The 18,326-nt window shown below is 72.0% G+C and carries 20 protein-coding genes; 13 read left to right on the top strand and 7 right to left on the bottom strand.

Going from position 1 to position 18,326, the window contains the following annotated elements:
* Window positions 1-43 precede the first annotated feature (43 nt).
* Both ACFUPX_RS14420 and ACFUPX_RS14425 read left to right on the top strand, forming a co-directional pair.
* Window positions 44-1,060 carry a DMT family transporter gene (locus tag ACFUPX_RS14420; RefSeq protein ID WP_383320824.1) on the top strand — a complete coding sequence of 339 codons (1,017 nt, stop codon included), beginning with the start codon at window positions 44-46 and terminating at the stop codon, window positions 1,058-1,060.
* A 154-nt stretch (window positions 1,061-1,214) separates the two neighbouring features.
* Window positions 1,215-2,201 (top strand): DMT family transporter, encoded by a 987-nt coding sequence (locus tag ACFUPX_RS14425; RefSeq protein ID WP_383320826.1) that lies wholly within the window; start codon window positions 1,215-1,217, stop codon window positions 2,199-2,201.
* A gap of 70 nt (window positions 2,202-2,271) precedes the next feature.
* Here the strand turns inward: ACFUPX_RS14425 and ACFUPX_RS14430 are convergent, their stop codons facing one another.
* Entirely contained in the window at window positions 2,272-2,907 is a 636-nt protein-coding gene (locus tag ACFUPX_RS14430) for an FMN-binding negative transcriptional regulator (protein ID WP_383320828.1), read from the bottom strand.
* Window positions 2,907-3,635, bottom strand: coding sequence for a pyridoxamine 5'-phosphate oxidase family protein (locus ACFUPX_RS14435; protein WP_383320830.1), 729 nt, complete (start codon window positions 3,633-3,635; stop codon window positions 2,907-2,909). The genes ACFUPX_RS14430 and ACFUPX_RS14435 overlap by 1 nt, the downstream gene beginning before the upstream one ends.
* 35 nt (window positions 3,636-3,670) lie before the next feature.
* Here ACFUPX_RS14435 and ACFUPX_RS14440 point away from each other — a divergent pair, with 35 nt between their 5' ends.
* The gene (locus ACFUPX_RS14440; RefSeq protein WP_383320832.1) at window positions 3,671-5,002 is read left to right on the top strand and encodes an aminotransferase class I/II-fold pyridoxal phosphate-dependent enzyme; all 1,332 of its coding nucleotides are present in this window, start codon (window positions 3,671-3,673) and stop codon (window positions 5,000-5,002) included.
* A 44-nt stretch (window positions 5,003-5,046) separates the two neighbouring features.
* Here ACFUPX_RS14440 and ACFUPX_RS14445 read toward each other — a convergent pair whose 3' ends face one another.
* Window positions 5,047-6,021 (bottom strand): DMT family transporter, encoded by a 975-nt coding sequence (locus tag ACFUPX_RS14445; protein ID WP_383320834.1) that lies wholly within the window; start codon window positions 6,019-6,021, stop codon window positions 5,047-5,049.
* 74 nt (window positions 6,022-6,095) lie between these two features.
* Between ACFUPX_RS14445 and ACFUPX_RS14450 the strand changes: the two genes are divergently transcribed.
* Window positions 6,096-7,028 (top strand): LysR family transcriptional regulator, encoded by a 933-nt coding sequence (locus tag ACFUPX_RS14450; protein WP_383320835.1) that lies wholly within the window; start codon window positions 6,096-6,098, stop codon window positions 7,026-7,028.
* Window positions 7,029-7,036: 8 nt separating this feature from the next.
* On the opposite strand, the gene ACFUPX_RS14455 is transcribed toward ACFUPX_RS14450, so the two are convergent.
* Entirely contained in the window at window positions 7,037-7,516 is a 480-nt protein-coding gene (locus ACFUPX_RS14455) for a pyridoxamine 5'-phosphate oxidase family protein (RefSeq protein ID WP_383320837.1), read from the bottom strand.
* Window positions 7,517-7,692: 176 nt separating this feature from the next.
* Between ACFUPX_RS14455 and ACFUPX_RS14460 the strand changes: the two genes are divergently transcribed.
* Entirely contained in the window at window positions 7,693-8,334 is a 642-nt protein-coding gene (locus tag ACFUPX_RS14460) for a cysteine hydrolase (RefSeq protein ID WP_383320839.1), read from the top strand.
* Here the strand turns inward: ACFUPX_RS14460 and ACFUPX_RS14465 are convergent.
* Complete coding sequence (locus ACFUPX_RS14465) at window positions 8,321-8,785, bottom strand: Rieske (2Fe-2S) protein (RefSeq protein WP_383320841.1); 465 nt, start codon at window positions 8,783-8,785, stop codon at window positions 8,321-8,323. The genes ACFUPX_RS14460 and ACFUPX_RS14465 overlap by 14 nt on opposite strands.
* Window positions 8,786-8,875: 90 nt before the next feature.
* Between ACFUPX_RS14465 and ACFUPX_RS14470 the strand changes: the two genes are divergently transcribed.
* From ACFUPX_RS14470 to ACFUPX_RS14500, 7 genes are all read left to right on the top strand, one after another.
* The gene (locus ACFUPX_RS14470; RefSeq protein WP_383320843.1) at window positions 8,876-9,667 is read left to right on the top strand and encodes a HipA family kinase; all 792 of its coding nucleotides are present in this window, start codon (window positions 8,876-8,878) and stop codon (window positions 9,665-9,667) included.
* The gene (locus ACFUPX_RS14475) at window positions 9,664-10,059 is read left to right on the top strand and encodes a DUF3037 domain-containing protein (protein ID WP_383320845.1); all 396 of its coding nucleotides are present in this window, start codon (window positions 9,664-9,666) and stop codon (window positions 10,057-10,059) included. The genes ACFUPX_RS14470 and ACFUPX_RS14475 overlap by 4 nt, the downstream gene beginning before the upstream one ends.
* Window positions 10,060-10,194: 135 nt before the next feature.
* Complete coding sequence (gene fabG / locus ACFUPX_RS14480; RefSeq protein WP_383320847.1) at window positions 10,195-10,956, top strand: 3-oxoacyl-ACP reductase FabG; 762 nt, start codon at window positions 10,195-10,197, stop codon at window positions 10,954-10,956.
* A 51-nt stretch (window positions 10,957-11,007) separates the two neighbouring features.
* On the top strand, window positions 11,008-11,763 hold the full coding sequence (locus tag ACFUPX_RS14485; RefSeq protein ID WP_383320849.1) for an SDR family oxidoreductase: 756 nt from the start codon (window positions 11,008-11,010) through the stop codon (window positions 11,761-11,763).
* Window positions 11,764-11,960: 197 nt separating this feature from the next.
* A complete protein-coding gene (locus ACFUPX_RS14490) occupies window positions 11,961-13,538 on the top strand; it encodes an ABC transporter substrate-binding protein (protein ID WP_383321058.1) in 1,578 nt (525 codons plus the stop codon).
* Between the two features lie 95 nt (window positions 13,539-13,633).
* Window positions 13,634-14,317 (top strand): uracil-DNA glycosylase, encoded by a 684-nt coding sequence (gene ung / locus ACFUPX_RS14495; RefSeq protein WP_383320851.1) that lies wholly within the window; start codon window positions 13,634-13,636, stop codon window positions 14,315-14,317.
* Window positions 14,318-14,476: 159 nt separating this feature from the next.
* The gene (locus ACFUPX_RS14500; RefSeq protein WP_383321061.1) at window positions 14,477-14,965 is read left to right on the top strand and encodes a hypothetical protein; all 489 of its coding nucleotides are present in this window, start codon (window positions 14,477-14,479) and stop codon (window positions 14,963-14,965) included.
* A 24-nt stretch (window positions 14,966-14,989) separates the two neighbouring features.
* Here ACFUPX_RS14500 and ACFUPX_RS14505 read toward each other — a convergent pair whose 3' ends face one another.
* Window positions 14,990-15,445 (bottom strand): hypothetical protein, encoded by a 456-nt coding sequence (locus ACFUPX_RS14505; protein WP_383320853.1) that lies wholly within the window; start codon window positions 15,443-15,445, stop codon window positions 14,990-14,992.
* A 222-nt stretch (window positions 15,446-15,667) separates the two neighbouring features.
* Between ACFUPX_RS14505 and ACFUPX_RS14510 the strand changes: the two genes are divergently transcribed.
* On the top strand, window positions 15,668-16,582 hold the full coding sequence (locus ACFUPX_RS14510) for a Gfo/Idh/MocA family protein (RefSeq protein ID WP_383321064.1): 915 nt from the start codon (window positions 15,668-15,670) through the stop codon (window positions 16,580-16,582).
* Here ACFUPX_RS14510 and lnt read toward each other — a convergent pair.
* The gene (gene lnt, locus ACFUPX_RS14515) at window positions 16,497-18,257 is read right to left on the bottom strand and encodes an apolipoprotein N-acyltransferase (RefSeq protein WP_383320855.1); all 1,761 of its coding nucleotides are present in this window, start codon (window positions 18,255-18,257) and stop codon (window positions 16,497-16,499) included. The genes ACFUPX_RS14510 and lnt overlap by 86 nt on opposite strands.
* Between the last annotated feature and the right edge of the window lie 69 nt (window positions 18,258-18,326).

The following is an 18,326-nucleotide window of genomic DNA, read 5'->3' on the forward strand; positions in this document are numbered from 1 at the left end:
TATCGGGGGTGAAGCTCATGACACGTCCTGTCATGATGTGCCGGTGCAAGCGTCTCAGGGGCAACGAACAGGCTCGCGGCAGAGCCAGGGAAGAGGCGTCGGCCTGGGGCTCGCCCTGGGGTCGGCGGTCGCCTTCGGCGGCTCGGGCGTCGCGGCCAAGCCGCTGATCGAGGCGGGCCTCGACCCGCTGCACGTGGTGTGGCTGCGGGTGGCCGGCGCCGCCCTGGTGATGCTGCCGGTCGCCTGGCGCCACCGCGGACTGCTGCTGCGCAGGCCCGCGCTCCTGCTCGGCTTCGGCCTGCTCGCCGTGGCCGGCGTCCAGGCCTGCTACTTCGCGGCGATCTCCCGCATCCCCGTGGGCGTCGCGCTCCTGGTCGAATACCTCGCGCCCGCGCTCGTCCTCGGCTGGGTGCGCTTCGTGCAGCGGCGGCCCGTGACGCGGGCGGCCGCGGTGGGCGTGGTGCTCGCGGTGGGCGGGCTCGCCTGTGTCGTGGAGATCTGGGCCGGGCTGAGCTTCGACGCCGTGGGGCTGCTGCTCGCGCTGGGCGCCGCGTGCTGCCAGGTCGGCTACTTCGTCCTGTCCGACCAGGGCAGCGACGCGGGGGACGACGCCCCCGATCCGCTCGGCGTCATCGCGTTCGGACTGCTGATCGGCACCGTGGTGCTGACCGCCGTGGCACGCCCCTGGAACATGGACTGGTCGCTGCTCGCCGGGAGCGCGGACATGGACGGATCGACCGTGCCCGCCTGGGCGCTCGTCGGCTGGATCGTGCTCGTGGCGACCGTCGTGGCGTACGTCACCGGGGTGCTCTCGGTGCGTCGGCTCTCGCCGCAGGTGGCAGGGGTCGTGGCCTGTCTGGAAGCGGTCATCGCGACCGTGCTCGCCTGGGTCATGCTGGGCGAACACCTGTCGGCGCCGCAGATCATCGGGGGCGCCGTGGTGCTCGCGGGGGCGTTCATCGCGCAGTCGTCCACGCCCGCCAAGCCCCGCGGCGGGCCTCCCGCGGGCGGGCTGCCGGAGCCGGAAGAGCAGTTGTCGCCAACCGGCACTGCCGCTTAGGGTGTTGATCATGCATTCACGCGCACTCGTTCTTCCGCCTCCCGCCGCTTAAGCGCGGGCACCTCCTGGATCACACGCGGCCGGTGGCCGGGTGGAACGACGCTGCCCGCAGACGGAGTCAGGGACCTTCTTTTCCTTTCTGCGGAGAACTCACGTGTCGAATGTGTCGAGTGCGCCGACTGCTGCCTCCGGGCTGTCCGTCGGACGAGGCCTCTTCTATCTGATCGTCGCCGGTACGGCCTGGGGCACCGCTGGTGCCGCCGCCGCGCTGGTCTTCCACGCCAGTGACATGGGACCGGTCAGCCTGTCCTTCTGGCGCTGCGCGGGCGGCTTCGTGCTGCTGTTCGCCGTCCGTCTGATGCGGGCGCGCCGACGGTCCGCGTACGCCGCCGTCAGCGCGCCGCTGCGGCAGAGGCTGCCGCGGATCCTGGCCACCGGCGTGGCCCTGTCCGTCTTCCAGACCGCCTACTTCGCGGCCGTCGAGTCGACCGGACTCGCGGTCGGCACGGTGGTCACGATGGGGGCGGGGCCCGTACTCATCGCACTCGGGGCGCGGTTCACCATGAGCGAGCGGCTCGGGAGCGGCGGGGTCGTCGCCGTGGCCGGGGCGCTTGCCGGGCTCGTGGTGCTCGTCCTGGGCGGCGGCGGTGCGAGCGTGCGTCCGGCGGGGGTCGGGTGGGGGCTGCTCTCGGCGGCCGCGTACGCCGCGATGACGCTGCTCACGCGGTGGTGGGGGCGGGACGGCGGCGCCGACTCGGCCGACACGACGGTCTGGTCGTTCGCCGTGGTGTCCGTCTGCCTGCTGCCGCTCGCCGCGGTGGAGGGGCTCGTACCGCACACCGCGGAACCGGCCCGGATGGGCCTGTACCTGCTGTACATCGCCGTGATCCCGACGGCGGTCGCCTACGCCCTGTACTTCGCGGGCGCCGCCGTCATCCGGTCCGCGACCGTCTCCGTGATCACGCTCCTCGAACCGCTGAGTGCGGCGGTCATCGCGGTCGTGCTGCTGGGGGAGGAGCTGACCGTTTCCACGGTCCTCGGCACGTTGTTGATGCTGGCGGCGGTCACGGGGCTCGCCGTCGCCGAGACGGTCGCCGCGGGGCGCGGTGCGGGTGGGCGGGCCGTGCGACTGCTGTCTTGAGTCCGCCTTGAGTCCGCGGCTCGGTGGGGGCTGGGCGCGGTGTCCGTTCCCCGCGCCCCTGACGGGGCGCTCAGCGGCGGCGTAGTTGGTGGTCGCGTGCTGCCGCGTCGCGGGGGCCGTCGCGGTGGGTGAGGCCGGTGGCGATTCGCTCCTGGACCTCCTGCGGTTTGTGATCGGCGTACTTGAACTTTGCTTGTACGCCGGTCACTTCGAGGCACAGGGCGCGGATGCCGGAGAGCATGCGGCCGTACGGGGCCTCGCCCACCGCGGCCGGGGCCGAGCCGCCGTCCGGCTGGAAGTGGGCCACCTGGCGGTTGAGGAGCTCGGCCTTCTCCCCAGGGTCGTCCACGATGCGCGCGGTGCAGCGGAGCTGGACGGCGGCGTAGAAGCTGGTCGGCACGCCGTGCTCGGGCGGGGTGTCCGGGGGTGCCTGCCAGGGGCCCGGCACGAACACGTAGTCGTCCACCACGCTGAGCAGCACTTCGGGGTCGGCTTCGAGCGCGGGCCACAGCGGGTTGGGGCGCGCCAGGTGGGTGATCACCCGGCCGTGCGGGCCGTGCTCGGCCTCGTAGACGAAGTGCGCGGGCTGTACGTGCGGGGGCTCGCCGGGCAGGCCGTTGACCGCGAGCTGCCCGAAGTCGTGGCCCGCGAGCCACTGCTGCCACTCGGCGTCGGAGTGCGGCGCGTCCCAGGGGTGGATCAGCATCACAGCTCGATCAGGTAGTCGGGGGTGTCGATGCCGGATGCCAGGTCGGCCGACGGGATGAGGGCGTCGTGGCCCTTGCGCAGGGGGACCACGCCGGCCCAGTGCGGGAGGTCGAGGTCCTCGGGGTCGTCGTTCGGCCCTCCGGTGCGGACCTTGGCGGAGACGGCGGCGAGGTCGAGGCTGAGCACGGCGGTCGCCGCGAGCTCCTTGGCGTTCGCGGGACGGGAGTCGGCGGAGCGGCCCGGCACGACGTGGTCGACGAGCGAGTCGAGGGCGGCGCGCTTCTCCTCGGGGTCCGTGACCTGGTGGGCGGTGCCGTGGATCACCACGGAGCGGTAGTTGATCGAGTGGTGGAAGGCCGACCGGGCGAGGACCAGGCCGTCGACGTGGGTGACGGTCAGGCAGACCGCGAGACCCGGGTCGTCCTCCTGCTGCCGCCGGGCGTCGCTCGCCATCCGCAGCGGCCGCGAACCCGTCGAACCGTGCACGTACAGGCGCTCGCCCACCCGGCCGTACAGCGTCGGCAGGACGACGGGAGCGCCGTCACGCACGAAACCGAGGTGGCAGACGTAGGCCTCGTCGAGTATCGCGTGCACCAATTCCTGGTCGTACGCGGCGCGGTCCCGCCCACGGGTGGGGACGGTGAGGTCGGTCGGCGCGTACGAGGCGGTGTCGGTGGTGGCGGACTCGGCGCCGGTCTCGATGCCGGACCCGGATGCGACGCTCATTGCCTTCTCCATTGCACTAGTGCATAATCTGGTTTGTGCTAGGAGAGTATCGGATCGAAGGCCGGCGTGCAGCTGAGATCGCTGCCAGCGTGGAGCGCGCGGTGGGTGGCGGAGACCTGGAGCCAGGTCAACTGCTGCCGCCGATGCGCGAGTTGGCGGAGCGGCTCGGGGTGAATCCCAATACGGTGGCCGCCGCCTACCGCACGCTGCGCGAACGCGGCGTCATCGAGACGGCGGGGCGGCGCGGCAGCCGCGTACGCCCCAAGCCCGCGACGACGGCGCGCGAGCTGATCCGCGTGGACGTGCCGGCCGGGGTGCGCGACGTGTCGAACGGCAATCCGGACACGGCGCTGCTCCCGCCGCTCGCCGGGGTGTTCGCTGCGGCCGCCGCCGAGGGCGACCGGCGTCCCGTGCTGTACGGGCAGGAGGCCGTGAACCCCGAAATGGCCCGCCACGCGCGCGTGGCCCTCGACGAGGACGGGGTGCCGGACGGCCCTGTCGCCGTCACCTCCGGGTCCCTCGACGCCATCGAGCGCGTGCTCGCGGCGCATCTCAAGCGCGGCGACGCGGTCGCGGTCGAGGATCCGGGCTGGGGGAGCCTGCTCGATCTGATGCCGGTGCTCGGGCTGCGTACGGTCCCGGTGGGCGTCGACGACGACGGGCCGCTGCCCGCCGACGTGGAGGAGGCGCTGCGCGGCGGCGTCCGGGCGCTCATCGTCACCGACCGCGCCCAGAACCCGACCGGCGCCGCGATCAGTGCTCCACGCGCGCGTGCCCTGCGCAAAGTGCTCTCCGCGCACAAGGACGTGCTGCTCATCGAGGACGACCACGGGCACGCCATCGTCGACCTGCCGCTGCACCCGCTCGCGGGCGTCACCCGCAGCTGGGCCTTCGTCCGCTCCACGGCCAAGGCGTACGGCCCTGACCTGCGTCTCGCCCTGCTCACCGGGGACGCCGTCACCGTCGATCGCGTACAGGGGCGCCAGCGGCTCGGACCCGGGTGGGTGAGTCATCTGTCGCAGCGGGCCGTGGTGCGGCTGTGGGAGGACGGGGCGGTGGACACGGCCGAGGTGGCGGCGTCCTACGGAGAGCGGCGTGCCGCCCTGATCGCCGCGCTCGCCGAGCGGGGCGTCGAGGCGCACGGGCGCAGCGGCATGAACGTGTGGGTGCCCGTGCCGGACGAGACCGGCGCCGTCTCCAGGCTGCTGCACGCGGGGTGGGCCGTCGCCCCGGGGGCGCGGTTCCGGATGGGCGCCCGCCCCGGGGTGCGGATCACCGTGTCGACGCTCCGGGGCGGTGACATCGAAGCGGTGGCGGACGCCGTCGCCTCCGCCACCGGGCCCGCTCCCGCGCGGCGTTACGAGTGAGCGGGCCTTGCCGTGTGGTGCTGCCGGTGGGGCGCGCCTTCGCCCTATGAGTGAGCGGGGTTCCGTGCGCGGTCGCGCGGCCTGGACTGGGTGAGCGCCGCGCCCGCCAGGACGATCACCGCGCCGACCGGCGTCGACCAGCTCAGCGACTCGCCGAGCACGGCGACGCCCGCGGCGGTGGCGATGACCGGGACGAAGTACGTGACCATCTGGGCCGTCGTCGGTCCGACCTCGGCGACGAGGCCGTACTGGATCAGGAAGGCGATCCCGGTGCCGACGGCACCCAATGCCACGATCGCGAGGAACGGCACGACGGGGAAGTGCGTGGGCAGGGACGTGAACAGCGGGGTCACCACGGCCAGTTCGACGGTCGCGACCAGCAGCTGGGCGCCCGTCAGCGAGAGGTTCGAGTGGCCCGATCCTGCCAGGGTGCGACGCACGTAGATCCAGCCGATGGGGTAGCACACCGAGGCGAGCAGTGCCATCGCCGTACCGCCGAAGTCCAGGCCGCTGAAGCCCTGCCAGGCGCCGAGCACCGTGAGCACTCCGAGGAACCCGATGCCGAGCCCCGCGACCCTGCGCCGCGTCGGACGGTCCTCGGAGAGCGCGACCAGGGAGAGCGCCATGCCCCACAGGGGCGACGTCGCGTTGCAGATACCGGCGAGCGTGGACGGAATCGTCAGCTCCGCGTACGAGAACAGCGAGAACGGCAGGGCGTTGAGGAAGAGCGCCGACACGGCGAGATGGCCCCACGTCCGTGCCCCGCGCGGCAGCCGCTCGCGCTTGGTCACGAGGACGGCCGCGACGACCGCGGTGCCGAAGACCAGCCGCCCCAGGGTGACGTGGAACGGCGCGTACCCCTCCGTGCCGACCTTGATCAGCAGGAAGCTGAAGCCCCAGATCAGCGAGAGGATGCCGAAGCGCAGGCGCCAGCCGATGGCGCGGCGCTCCGGCTCCGTGAGGGAGGGAGGAGCGGAGGGTGCGGCGAGGGAGCCGGGAGGGGTGGTGGTGGCGCTCATGTACGTCACCTTGAAGCAGTCGACCTCGTAGAACAAGCGAAATAAACTGCTCGGTATCGCGTAGCATCGCTTACATGTTGAACCTGGAGCGCCTGCGCACGCTCGACGCCCTGGCCCGGCACGGCTCGGTCAGCGGCGCCGCCGCGGGGCTGCACGTCACGACGTCGGCCGTCTCCCAGCAGATGACCAAGCTGGAGCGCGAGGTGGGCCAGCAGCTCCTCGCCAAGAACGGCCGCGGGGTGCGCCTCACCGACGCCGGCAGGCTGCTCGCCGAGCATGCCGCGCGCATTCTCTCCCAGGTCGAGCTCGCCAGGGCCGACCTGGAGGAGCAGCGCGGCAAGGCCGTGGGCGAGCTGCGCATCGCCGCGTTCCCCACGGCGATGCGCGGCCTGCTGCCCGCCACGCTCGCCGCGCTGAGCGCCGGGCACCCCGGGCTGCGCGTCCGCTCCCAGGAGATGGAGCCGCAGCCCGCGGTGGCCGCCGTGGTGCGCGGCGACATCGACATGGCTGTCGTCCTCGACTGGTACAACAAGCCGCTGCCGATGCCCGAGGGTCTGGTCAAGGCCTCCCTCCTGGACGACCCCACCGATGTCGCCATGCCCGCGGCGCACCCCCTGGCCGACCGCACCGAAGTGGACCTAGAAGAGTTCGCGGACGACGAGTGGATCACCTGGGCGGAGGGGGAGTTCTGCCACGAGTGGCTGATGTTCACGCTGCGTGCCAAGGGCATCGAGCCGCGGATCGCACACCGCGCGGAGGAGCACCACACCCAGCTCGCGCTGGTGGCCGCGGGTCTCGGCGTGTGCGTGGCGCCCCAGTTGGGGCGCGATCCGATGCCTCCCGGGGTCAGGACGGCCGCGGTGCGGCACCGGGTGCGCCGTCAGGTGTACGTGGTGTGGCGCGCGGACGCCGACCGCCGGCCCTCGATCAGGGCCGCGGTCGAGGCGCTCCAGGGGGTGGGGGCGGAGCACGACCGGCGTTCAGGGGCGGGGGCGGACCACCCCTAGGCGAGAGGTCAGGGGCGGGCCTGGAGCTCTGCCAGTTTCCGGAAGTCCCAGGAGGCGATCGCGTCGGGCGTGAGCCGGATCCAGGCGTGCTTCCCGTCGTAGGGCATCGTGTCCATCCCGAAGTACTTCTGGGTGAACAGCCGCTCGGGGGCTTCGAGTTCGGGGCACGGCTCGCCCACGCGCGGGGACTCGGCGACGAAGACCGCCGTCCCGGACAGCTCCACGCCCCGCAGCTCCCCGTACTCCACGCCCGCGTCGATCACCACGGCGATCCGCTGGTCGCCCCGCAGGTCCGCCCAGCGCTTGCTGCGGGTGATCGAGAACAGCCACAAGGACGTACCGTCCCAGGCGAACCAGAGCGCGCTGACGTGCGGGGCGCCGTCGCCCGACACGGTGGCGACGCGGCAGGTGCGCTCCTCGGCGAGGAACGCGTCGAGCTCGCCCGGAGACATCATGATCCTTCGGCCCCGGCGCTGTGTGACGGCCATCGGTCCTCCCGTGACATGGGGAAAAGGTGGGCGCACGAGGGAAACTGACTGGGCGTCAGATCAGTGCGTCAGGAAAGCATGCGGTCTCTTCCGCCGTGGCGCAATGGCGGTTACCCTCCGCGCATCCCGGGCGCCGGTTGCCTCGGCTGGCCCGGACGACCCGGACAGGGGGAGCGATGCCGTCGTACGAAGAGCTCAGGGAACTCCTCGATCCCGCCACCACCGTACTGATGACCGTCGAGTGCCAGCAGGGCGTGGTGGGGACGGAGAGCGCGCTGCCCGAACTCGCCGACCAGGCGCGCTCGTCGGGCTGCCTCGCCAATGTCGCGCGGCTCGTCTCTGCCGCCCACCAGGCAGGCGTCCAGGTCCTGCACGCCGTCGCCGAACGCCGGCCCGACGGGCGGGGAGCCAACCGCAACGCCCGCCTCTTCCGCGCGGCGGGCCGGCTGCCCGTGCAGCAGTTGTCCGGGACCAAGGCCGTCCGGATCGCGCCGCCCATCGAAGTGGCCGACGAGGACCTCGTCGTACGGCGCCTGCACGGCCTCTCGCCCCTCGCGGGCACCGACGTCGACCCGCTCCTGCGCAACCTGGGGTGCCGCACCCTCCTGGTGACGGGTGTGTCGGCGAACGTGGCGATACCGAACGCCGTCTTCGACGCCGTGAACCTGGGCTACACCGCCGTCGTGCCCTCGGACGCCATCGCGGGAGTCCCCTCCGACTACGCACCCGCGATGATCCGCAACACGCTCGCCCTGGTGGCCACCATCGCCACCACCGAGGACGTCCTCGGCTGCTGGAAGCGCCCTAGGCCAGTGTGATCGAGTCCCCGTCCACCCGGATCTCTGCGGTGGGCAGCGGTTTCGGCGCCGGGGAGGCCTTCACGCTCCCGTCCGCGATGGCGAACTTGCTGCCGTGACACGGGCAGTTGATGGTGCCGCCCTCGACGCTCGTCACCGGGCACTGCTTATGGGTGCAGCGGTTCGAGAAGGCCTTGAACTCGCCCTCCGTCGGCTGGGTCACCACCACCCCCTCCTCCTTGAAGATCTTGCCGCCGCCCACCGGGATCTCGGACGTCTTGGCGAGCACCGCCCCGGCGGCGCCACCGGGTTTCCCGGCTTCGTCGGGCGACTTGTCCGCGGCATCGTCGGAGTCGTACGCGTCGTCGCTCTCACCGCAGGCCGCGAGCGCGGCGGCCAGGCTGACGACACCGGCCGCCGCCACGACCGAACGGCGGGAGGGAGCGGGCAGTTGTTCCTTCGAAATGGTCATGTCTGGTGGTACGAGGCCGCGCGCCGCCGTGTTCAAACGCGTCCGCACTTCTTGCGCGAGCCGAGTTCGGACCGGCATTAACCTGGGGCAATGCTCACCGAAGTCACCGCGGTCCGCTACGCCACGCCCCTGCGGGAGGGCGGATCGCTCCCGGGCCTCGTCGAGGCCGCCGACGGCCGGGGGACGTACGCGACCTACGTCATGAAGTTCACCGGGGCCGGACAGGGCCGCAAGACGCTCGTCGCCGAGGTGATCTGCGGGCAGCTCGCGCGCGGGCTCGGCTTCAGGGTGCCCGGCCTGACGACGATCGGGCTCGACCCGGTGCTCGGCCTGGGGGAGCCCGATCAGCAGGTGCAGGAGCTGCTGAAGTCGAGCGGCGGGCTGAACCTCGGGATGGACTACCTCTCGGGCGCGCTCGGCTTCGACTCGCTCGCGTACGGCATCGATCCGGCCGAGGCGGGCCGCGTCGTGTGGTTCGACGCGCTCATCAACAACGTGGACCGCTCCTGGCGCAACCCGAACATGCTCCTGTGGCGCGGCGACCTGTGGCTCATCGACCACGGCGCGAGCATGATCTGGCACCACAACTGGCGCACCGCCGAGACCGCGGCCGCCAAGCCGTACGACGCGTCCGACCACGCCCTCGCCCCCTTCGGCCCCGACGTCGCCACGGCCGCCGCCGAGCTCGCCCCGCTCGTCACCGAGGAGCTGCTCACCGCGGCAGCCGCCGACGTACCCGACGCGTGGCTGGTGGACGAGCCGGGCTTCGAGAGCCCTGACGCCGTACGCCGTGCCTATGTGGCGGCGCTCCTGCCGCGGGCCAAGACCATCCACGAACGGATCCAGCTGCCCGAGCCGCAGCGGAAGGGCGCCGGACAGTGACCGAGCAGCCGATCGAGCGGCACGTCTTCGAGTACGCCCTGGTGCGTGTCGTGCCGCGGGTGGAGCGCGGGGAGCAGTTCAACGCGGGGGTGGTGGTCTACTGCCGGGCCAAGACCTTCGTGGCCGCCCGTACCCATCTCGACGAGGGCAAGCTGCGCGCCCTCGACCCGGAGGCCGACCCGGAGGGCATCAGGGCCGCGCTCGGCGCGGTCGAGAGGATCTGTGCGGGCGGCGAAGGGGCAGGTCAGGCCGAGCGGGACGATGCCGGGCGGCGCTTTCGGTGGCTGATCGCGCCGCGCTCGACCGTCGTACAGCCGGGGCCGGTGCACACGGGCCTCACGGCGGATCCCGCCGCGGAGGTGGACCGGCTCCTCGACCTCCTGGTGAGGTAAAGAATCACAGGCCCCGGTGTGCCGTTGACACCGGGTGCCAGGGCTTCTAGCGTCTCGTTCAGCTGAAGGTACTAAGCGGTCGCTCACCATCGGGGCGTACCGTAGAGCCGCATCCCAAGGGCGAGGAGAACCAGCATGTCCACCACTGAGCAGCGCGTCGCGGTCGTGACCGGAGCAGCGCGAGGCATCGGCGCGGCGACCGCCGTGCGTCTGGCCGCCGAAGGCCGCGCCGTCGCGGTGATCGACCTCGACGAGGCCGCCTGCAAGGACACCGTCACGCAGATCACCACTGCCGGTGGCAAGGCGATCGCGGTCGGCTGCGACGTGTCCGACGAGGCTCAGGTCGAGGCGGCCATCGCCCGGATCGCCGAGGAGCTCGGCGCGCCCACGATTCTCGTGAACAACGCCGGTGTGCTCCGCGACAACCTCCTCTTCAAGATGAGCGCGAGCGACTGGGACATGGTCATGAACGTGCACCTGCGCGGCGCGTTCCTGATGTCCCGCGCGATCCAGAAGCACATGGTGGACGCCAAGTTCGGCCGGATCGTCAACCTCTCCTCGTCCTCCGCGCTCGGCAACCGCGGCCAGGTCAACTACGCGGCGGCCAAGGCCGGACTGCAGGGCTTCACCAAGACCCTCGCCAAGGAGCTCGGCAAGTTCGGCGTCACCGCCAACTCCGTGGCCCCGGGCTTCATCGTCACCGAGATGACGAAGTCCACCGCCGACCGCGTCGGCATGGGCTTCGAGGACTTCCAGGCCGCCGCGGCCACGCAGATCCCGGTGCAGCGCGTGGGCCGCCCCGAGGACATCGCCAACGCCATCGCCTTCTTCACGGGCGACGCGGCGGGCTTCGTCTCGGGTCAGGTCATGTACGTGGCCGGCGGCCCGCTCAACTAGTTCCGGCCCGGTAGACCAGGCCCGGTAGTTCTGTTCCGGAGGGATGCGGAGATGACAGTGCAGGACAGCGGAAAGGCCGCGCTCATCACGGGCGCGAGCCGCGGTATCGGCTACGGCATCGCGGAGGCGCTCGTCGCCCGCGGCGACCGTGTGTGCATCACCGGACGCAACGAGGACGCGCTCAAGGAGGCCGTCGAGAAGCTCGGCGCCGACCGCGTCATCGGCGTCGCGGGCAAGGCCCACGACGAGGCCCACCAGGCGGTCGCCGTCGAGCGCGCCATGGAGGCCTTCGGGCGGGTCGACTTCCTTGTCAACAACGCCGGCACGAACCCGGTGTTCGGGCCGATGGCGGAGCTCGACCTCAACGTGGCACGCAAGGTCTTCGAGACCAACGTGATCTCGGCGCTCGGCTTCGCCCAGCAGACCTGGAAGGCCTGGCAGAGCGAGAACGGCGGGGCGATCGTGAACATCGCCTCCGTCGCGGGCGTCGCCCCCTCGCCGTTCATCGGCGCGTACGGCATGAGCAAGGCCGCCATGGTCAACCTCACCCTGCAGCTCGCGCACGAGTTCGCGCCGAAGGTGCGGGTCAACTCGATCGCGCCCGCCGTGGTCAAGACCAAGTTCGCCCAGGCGCTGTACGAGGGCCGCGAGGAGGAGGCCGCCGCCGCGTACCCCCTGGGGCGGCTCGGTGTGCCGGAGGACATCGGGGGCGCCGCGGCGTTCCTCACGTCGAGCCAGTCCGACTGGATCACGGGGCAGACACTCGTGGTCGATGGCGGCATCTTCCTCAATGCGGGCGTCAGCTGACGAAGGCTGCGCATTCGGCAGGTACGCCACTTAAAAGGGACGTACACGCGCATCAAGTGCCCCGTCGGCGCCGCTAGTTGGCCCGGCGGGGCATTGCGATACTGTCTGCCGACCCATGGCATGGCCGATCGAGGAGCGTGCGCGTGTTCAGTGAAGTTCGCCCGGTGGCGGCGGCGGGTCTCCGTGGCCTCTCCAGGCTGCCCCGCCGGGGCCTGCGGCCGGCTGCGGCGCTGGTGTCCATCTCCCTGCTCGCGGGGTGCGGGGTCTTCTCCTCGGACGAGGCCGACGAGGAGCAGCAGATCACCGTCGGCACGATGAGTGCTCCCAGCACCCTCGATCCGGCGGCCGCGTGGGACAGCTCCTGGGAGCTGTACAGAAATGTCTTCCAGACGCTCCTGAGCTTCCCCAGCGGCGCGGCCGAGCCCGAGCCGGACGCGGCCGATTCCTGCAAGTTCACCGACGCCAGGAACACGGTCTTCACCTGCGAGCTGCGGGAGGACCTCGCGTTCTCCGACGGCCACGAGCTCGACGCCAAGGCGGTCAAGTACACCTTCGACCGCATGCGGCGCATCGACGTGAAGGGCGGTCCGACCGGTCTGCTCGGGTCGCTCGACTCGGTCGAGACGGAAGGCGACCGGACGGTCACGTTCCGGCTCAAGAAGTCGGACGCCACCTTCCCGTTCGTGCTCGCCACGCCCGCCATGTCGATCGTGGACCCCCGCGAGTACCCCGCGGACAAGCTCCGCGAGGGCACCACGATCGCGGGCTCGGGGCCCTACGCCCTGGAGTCGTACGCGGCGGGTGACCGGGCCGAGCTGGTCAAGAACACCCACTACAAGGGCGCGGCCGACCGCAAGAACGACGCCGTCACGATCCGCTACTTCAAGAAGTCGTCGGCCATGGTCGACGCCCTGAAGAACAAGCAGATCGACGTCACCTTCCGTGGGCTCGCGGCGCGGGACGTCGTCGAGATGCAGGCCAACAAGCACGCGCGCGAGGGCATCCAGCTCGTGGAGGGCGCGGGCACCGAGATCCGCTACCTGGTGTTCAACCCCGATGACCCCTGGGCCAGGAAGAAGCCGGTCCGCCAGGCCTTCGCCCAGGTCGTCGACCGCCCGGCCATCGCCCACAAGATCTATCAGGACACGGTCGAGCCGCTCTACTCGATGGTCCCCCAGGGACTCACCGGGCACGGCACGGGCTTCTTCGACGACTACGGGGACCCCGACGTCGCCAAGGCCGCGAACATCCTCAAGGGCGCGGGCGTCAACGAACCGGTGCCGCTCACGCTCTGGTACACGACCGACCGCTACGGCTCGGCGACCAAGGGGGAGTTCGAGGAGATCAAGCGCCAGCTGGAGGCCTCGGGACTCTTCAAGATCACGCTCAAGGGCCGCCCCTGGACCGAGTTCGACGCGGGCACCAAGAAGCGCGAGTACCCGGTCTTCGGCCGTGGCTGGTTCCCCGACTTCCCCGACGCGGAGAACTTCATCGCGCCCTTCATCGGCACGAAGAACGTGCTCAACACGCCGTACCCGTCGCCGAAGATCACCGACGAGGTGCTGCCGCGCTCACGCCGCGAGGCCGACCGCGGCGCGGTGGCCGACGACTTCGAGCAGGCCCAGAAGATCCTCGTCGACGACGCCAGGCTGCTGCCGCTGTGGCAGGGCAAGCAGTACATCATGGCGAGCGAGGAGATCGCGGGCGGCGAACGCGCGCTCGACCCCTCGGCGATCATGATGATGTGGGAGCTGGAGCGCAAGACCAGCTGGTAGCGGTAGCGACAGCGGGCGGTGGGGGTCGGGCCGATTGTCAGTGGCCGCCGGTAGGTTCTGTGGTGAGAAGTGACCGCACACCGGAGGTTGTTGACGTGACCGACATCGCCATGCTGCCCGCGTCCTGGCGCGGAGTCCTCGGCGAGGAGCTGCAGAAGTCCTACTTCAAGGAGCTCACCGAGTTCGTCGAGGAAGAGCGGGAGAAGGGTCCCGTCTACCCCCCGCGTGACGAAGTGTTCGCCGCGCTCGACGCGACTCCGTACGACCAGGTCAAGGTCCTGGTCCTCGGCCAGGACCCCTACCACGGCGAGGGACAGGGGCACGGCCTCTGCTTCTCCGTGCGGCCCGGCGTGAAGACCCCGCCTTCGCTGCGCAACATCTACAAGGAGATGAAGGAGGAGCTAGGCCACCCCGTGCCGGACAACGGCTATCTGATGCCGTGGGCCCAGCAGGGCGTCCTGCTCCTGAACGCGGTGCTCACGGTCCGCGCGGGCGAGGCCAACTCCCACAAGGGCAAGGGCTGGGAGAAGTTCACGGACGCGGTGATCCGCGCGGTGGCCGACCGCCCCGACCCCGCCGTCTTCGTCCTGTGGGGCAATTACGCCCAGAAGAAGCTCCCGCTCATCGACGAGGAGCGGCACGTGGTCGTGAAGGGCGCGCACCCCTCGCCGCTCTCCTCGAAGAAGTTCTTCGGTTCGCACCCCTTCACCCAGATCGACGAGGCCGTGGCCGCGCAGGGGCACGAGCCGATCGACTGGCGGGTCCCCGACCTGGGCTGAGCGCCGCGCCGCCCCGGCGATGTCCGTCACCGGCCTGGCCCAGCGGTATGCGTGAGCGCCTCGCGGCCGATCGCGCCTGACCGTGATTGTCGGTGGCGGCGGATAGCGTCGAGAGCGGTGTGCACGATGGCCGTACGGCGTACGAGTGTGGAGGACCCGGTGGCGGAGCAGCAGGAGCAGGCGGCGGAAGACGCCATGATGACCCGGATCGGGCAGGCGGTCATGCTGCACCACGGGGGCGACCGCGAGGAGGCGCAGGGCCGCTTCCTGGGGCTGTGGTCGGAGATCGGCGAGGAGGGCGACCCGCTGCACCGCTGCACGCTCGCGCACTACATGGCGGACACGCAGGAGGACCCGTCGGCCGAACTGGCCTGGGACCTGAGGGCGTTGTCGGCGGCGGACGAGCTCACGGACGAGCGCCTGCACGAACACCACGACTCGATCGCGGTCCGCGGCTTCTACCCCTCCCTGCACCTCAACCTGGCCGCCGACTACGCGAAGCTCGGTCGCCCCGAGGCGGCGCGCAACCACATCAGGCGGGCGCGTGGCGCGGTCGGGGCGCTGGGGGACGACGGGTACGGGGACGGGATCCGGGCGGCCATCGGGAGGCTGGAGCTGCGGTTGGGGGAGGGCAGCGAGGTGGAGTGAGGCCGGGGGGCCGGGGAGGGCGGCTCAATGCCCGTAGGCGTCCTCGCAGATGACGGCCTCGGGGCTGCCCGGCTGCCAGCCGCCGTACTGCCTGCCGAGCGCGCAGGGGTCCGCGTTCGACGGCACAGCGGTGGGGACCGCGGGCGGCTCGACGGCCTCGGGACGGTGGGCGCGGCGGTGCGGGGGCGGGCCGGAGCGCTGCGCGGGGGGCGCCGAGCGGGGCGGTGCGGCGGGCACGGTCGGGGCGGTGCCGGTGGCGCGGGGCGCCGGGTCGCGCGGCGGGCCCATGAGCTCCAGCGCCTCGCGGGCGGGGGCCTGCACGAGCCGGGGGCGGGAGTCCCCGTCGGCGCGGGGCGCCGGGGGCGGGGCGCTCGCGGGGGACGGCCCTGACGCGGGCTGCCGGTCGACGCTCACACAGCCGGAGACGGCGGTGACCGCCACGGAGACCAGCAGTGTGGCGGTGGTCGTGGTTCGGTGCATTCGCGCAACTCTGAAGGCTGGAGGGTGCATTCGGCGAGGGATCGGCGGGAAGTTGGCCCGCACGGGTGAGTCCGCCGCCGGCCGGCGGGAGAGCTGAGTCGTTTCGCCGCGTCGCGGCGGATGTGCTGCCGCCCGCCCGCCCGATTGCCCGCGGTGTCCTGCCCCCTCGCGGCAGTCGTATGCTGCGGGAACGGAACTCGTACGGAGGAGACAGGCTCAGTGGTGAAGGTCGGCTGTATCGGACTGGGTGACATCGCGCAGAAGGCGTATCTGCCCGTGCTCACCACCCTGCCGGGGGTCGAGCTGCACCTGCAGACGCGCACGCCCGCGACCCTCGCCCGCGTCGCGGGCGTCCACCACATCCCCGAAGCGCGCTGCCACACCGACCTGGACACCTTGCTCGCCCAGGGCATCGACGCCGCCTTCGTGCACGCGTCGACCTCCGCGCACCCGGAGATCGTGACCCGGCTGCTCGAAGCGGGCGTGGCCACGTACGTCGACAAGCCCCTCGCGTACGAACTGGCCGACTCGGAGCGGCTCGTGCGCCTCGCCGATGAGCGCGCGGTCAGCCTCGCCGTCGGCTTCAACCGCCGCTTCGCACCCGGCTACGCGCAGTGCCTGGAGCACCCGCGCGAGCTGATCCTGATGCAGAAGAACCGCGTCGGCCTGCCCGAGGACGTGCGCACGCTCGTCCTCGACGACTTCATCCACGTCGTGGACACGCTGCGCTTCCTGGCCCCCGGTCCCATCGACCACGTCGGCGTGCGCGCCCGTATGCGGGACGGGCTCATGGAGCACGTCGTGCTGCAGCTCGCGGGCGACGGGTTCACCGCGCTCGGCGTGATGAACCGGCTGAGCGGCTCCACCGAGGAGATCCTGGAGGTCTCCGGGCAGGACACCAAGCGGCAGGTCCTGAACCTCGCCGACGTCATCGACCACAAGGGCCAGCCCAGCGTGCGGCGGCGCGGCGACTGGGTGCCGGTGGCCAGGCAGCGCGGCATCGAGCAGGTCGTGCTCGCCTTCCTCGACGCCGTGCGCGCGGGCAAGGTGCTCAGTGCCCGTGATGCGCTGGCGACCCATGAGCTGTGCGAGCGCGTGGTCCGTGCGGCTCAGGAGCAGGCCGAGCGGGCCGCCTGAACCGTCCCTTCGCGGGTCCCCGCAGGGAGCGCAGGCCCTCGGCCGCGCACAGCACGCCGAGCACGGCGAGAGCCGCGTGCACCGGCCAGTCGCCCAGCCTGACGTACGGCGTGACGCCCTTGGCCAGCGGAATGTCGTACGTCGCCGTGGCGCTCGCCGAGGTGCCGAGCGGCGCCCCGACCCGCTCGCCGTCCGGGCCGTACACCGCGGAGACGCCGGTGAGCGTGGCGTGCACCATGGGGCGGCCCGTCTCGGCGGCCCGCACCGCGGCGAGCGAGGCGTGCTGCTCGGGCGCCCAGCTGGACTGGAACGTCGAGGTGGACGACTGCGCGAGCAGCAACTGGGCTCCCTCGCGCGTCAGATGACGGCTCATGTCGGGGAACGCCGACTCGAAGCACACCAGCGGTCCGACCTTCAGGCCGTTCCCGACGTTCATCACGACAGGGCGCTCGCCGCGTCTGCGGTCCTCGCCCGCGGCCTTGCCCACGGACGTCGCCCAGCCGAGGAGCGAGCGGGCGGGGACGTACTCGCCGAAGGGGACGAGCCGCATCTTGTCGTAGCGGTCACCGGTGGGGCCCTGGGGTCCCACGAGGACGGAGCTCTTGAATATGCCCGGCCGGTCGGAGCGGCGCGCGTCGACGTTCACCAGGATGTCGGCGCCCACCTCCCGGGACAGCGCGGCTATCCGGCGCGCGACGTCGGGGCGCTCCGCGAGGTCGTAGCCGACGCTGCTCTCGCCCCAGACGACGAGGTCCAGGTCCTGGTCCCGGCCCGCGAGATCGCGGGTCAGCTTCTCCTCGCGCGCGAGCCGCTTGTCGACGCTGCCGGTTCCGTCGATGACGCCGGGCTGGACGACGGCCACGCGCATCCGGCCCGCGGGCTCGGGGCGTGGCGCCCATGCCCAGGCGGAGGTGGTCACGGCGGCCACGGCCACGAGTCCCGCGGTGGCGGGGATGGTCCGGGCGGCGACCGTGCGTGAGGCCCCGGGTGGGTGTGGGCGCGGGCGTGCGGCCCGCGGGCGTGCGGCCTGGGCCATGACGAGCGCCGCGAGGGCGGTGTTCAGGGCGACGATCAGGGCGCTGACCAGCCACACCCCGCCGACCGACGCGAGGCGCAGGGCGGGCCCCACCTGCCACTGGCTGGAGCCGAGCAGCCCCCACGGCCCGCCGAGGCCTTCCCAGGACCTGACCAGTTCGACCATCAGCCAGCCGGACGGCAGGACGACCAGCGCCGCCGCGGTCCGTCCGGGCGACGCGGCTCCGCCGAGGAGCCGCCGCACCAGCCAGCCCCACGGAGCCCACAGCAGGCCGAGCAGCGCGGCGATGACGAGGGTGAACACATGCAGGCTCGGCAGCAGCCAGTGATGCACGGCCACCATGAACCCGAGGCCGCCGAGCCAGCCGTCGAGCGCCGCCCTGCGGCCGGTCTGCGCCGAGCGTGCCAGCAGGATCCAGGGCACGAGCGCGACGTAGGCGAACCACCACAGCGACGGGGCGGGGAAGGCGAGGGCGGGCAGGGCGCCCGCGGCGACGGCGAGGACGCCGCGCCATCGGGCCGAGGTGAGCAGCCCCTTCGCGGAGGCGGGCAGTTTCTTCGCGGAGGATGGGAGTCTCTTCGCGGAGGCGGCCGAGAGGCGTGGCCACCGGCGGCCCCGGTCGTCGCTGAGTTGATCCATGCAGCGCCTCCCTCGGCCCCGACGCCCGGTCGTTCCTCCAGTGTGCGCGCCCCGGACGATCTAGGACAG

It is taken from the genome of Streptomyces sp. NPDC057302 (genome assembly GCF_042667685.1).
Taxonomy (GTDB): domain Bacteria; phylum Actinomycetota; class Actinomycetes; order Streptomycetales; family Streptomycetaceae; genus Streptomyces.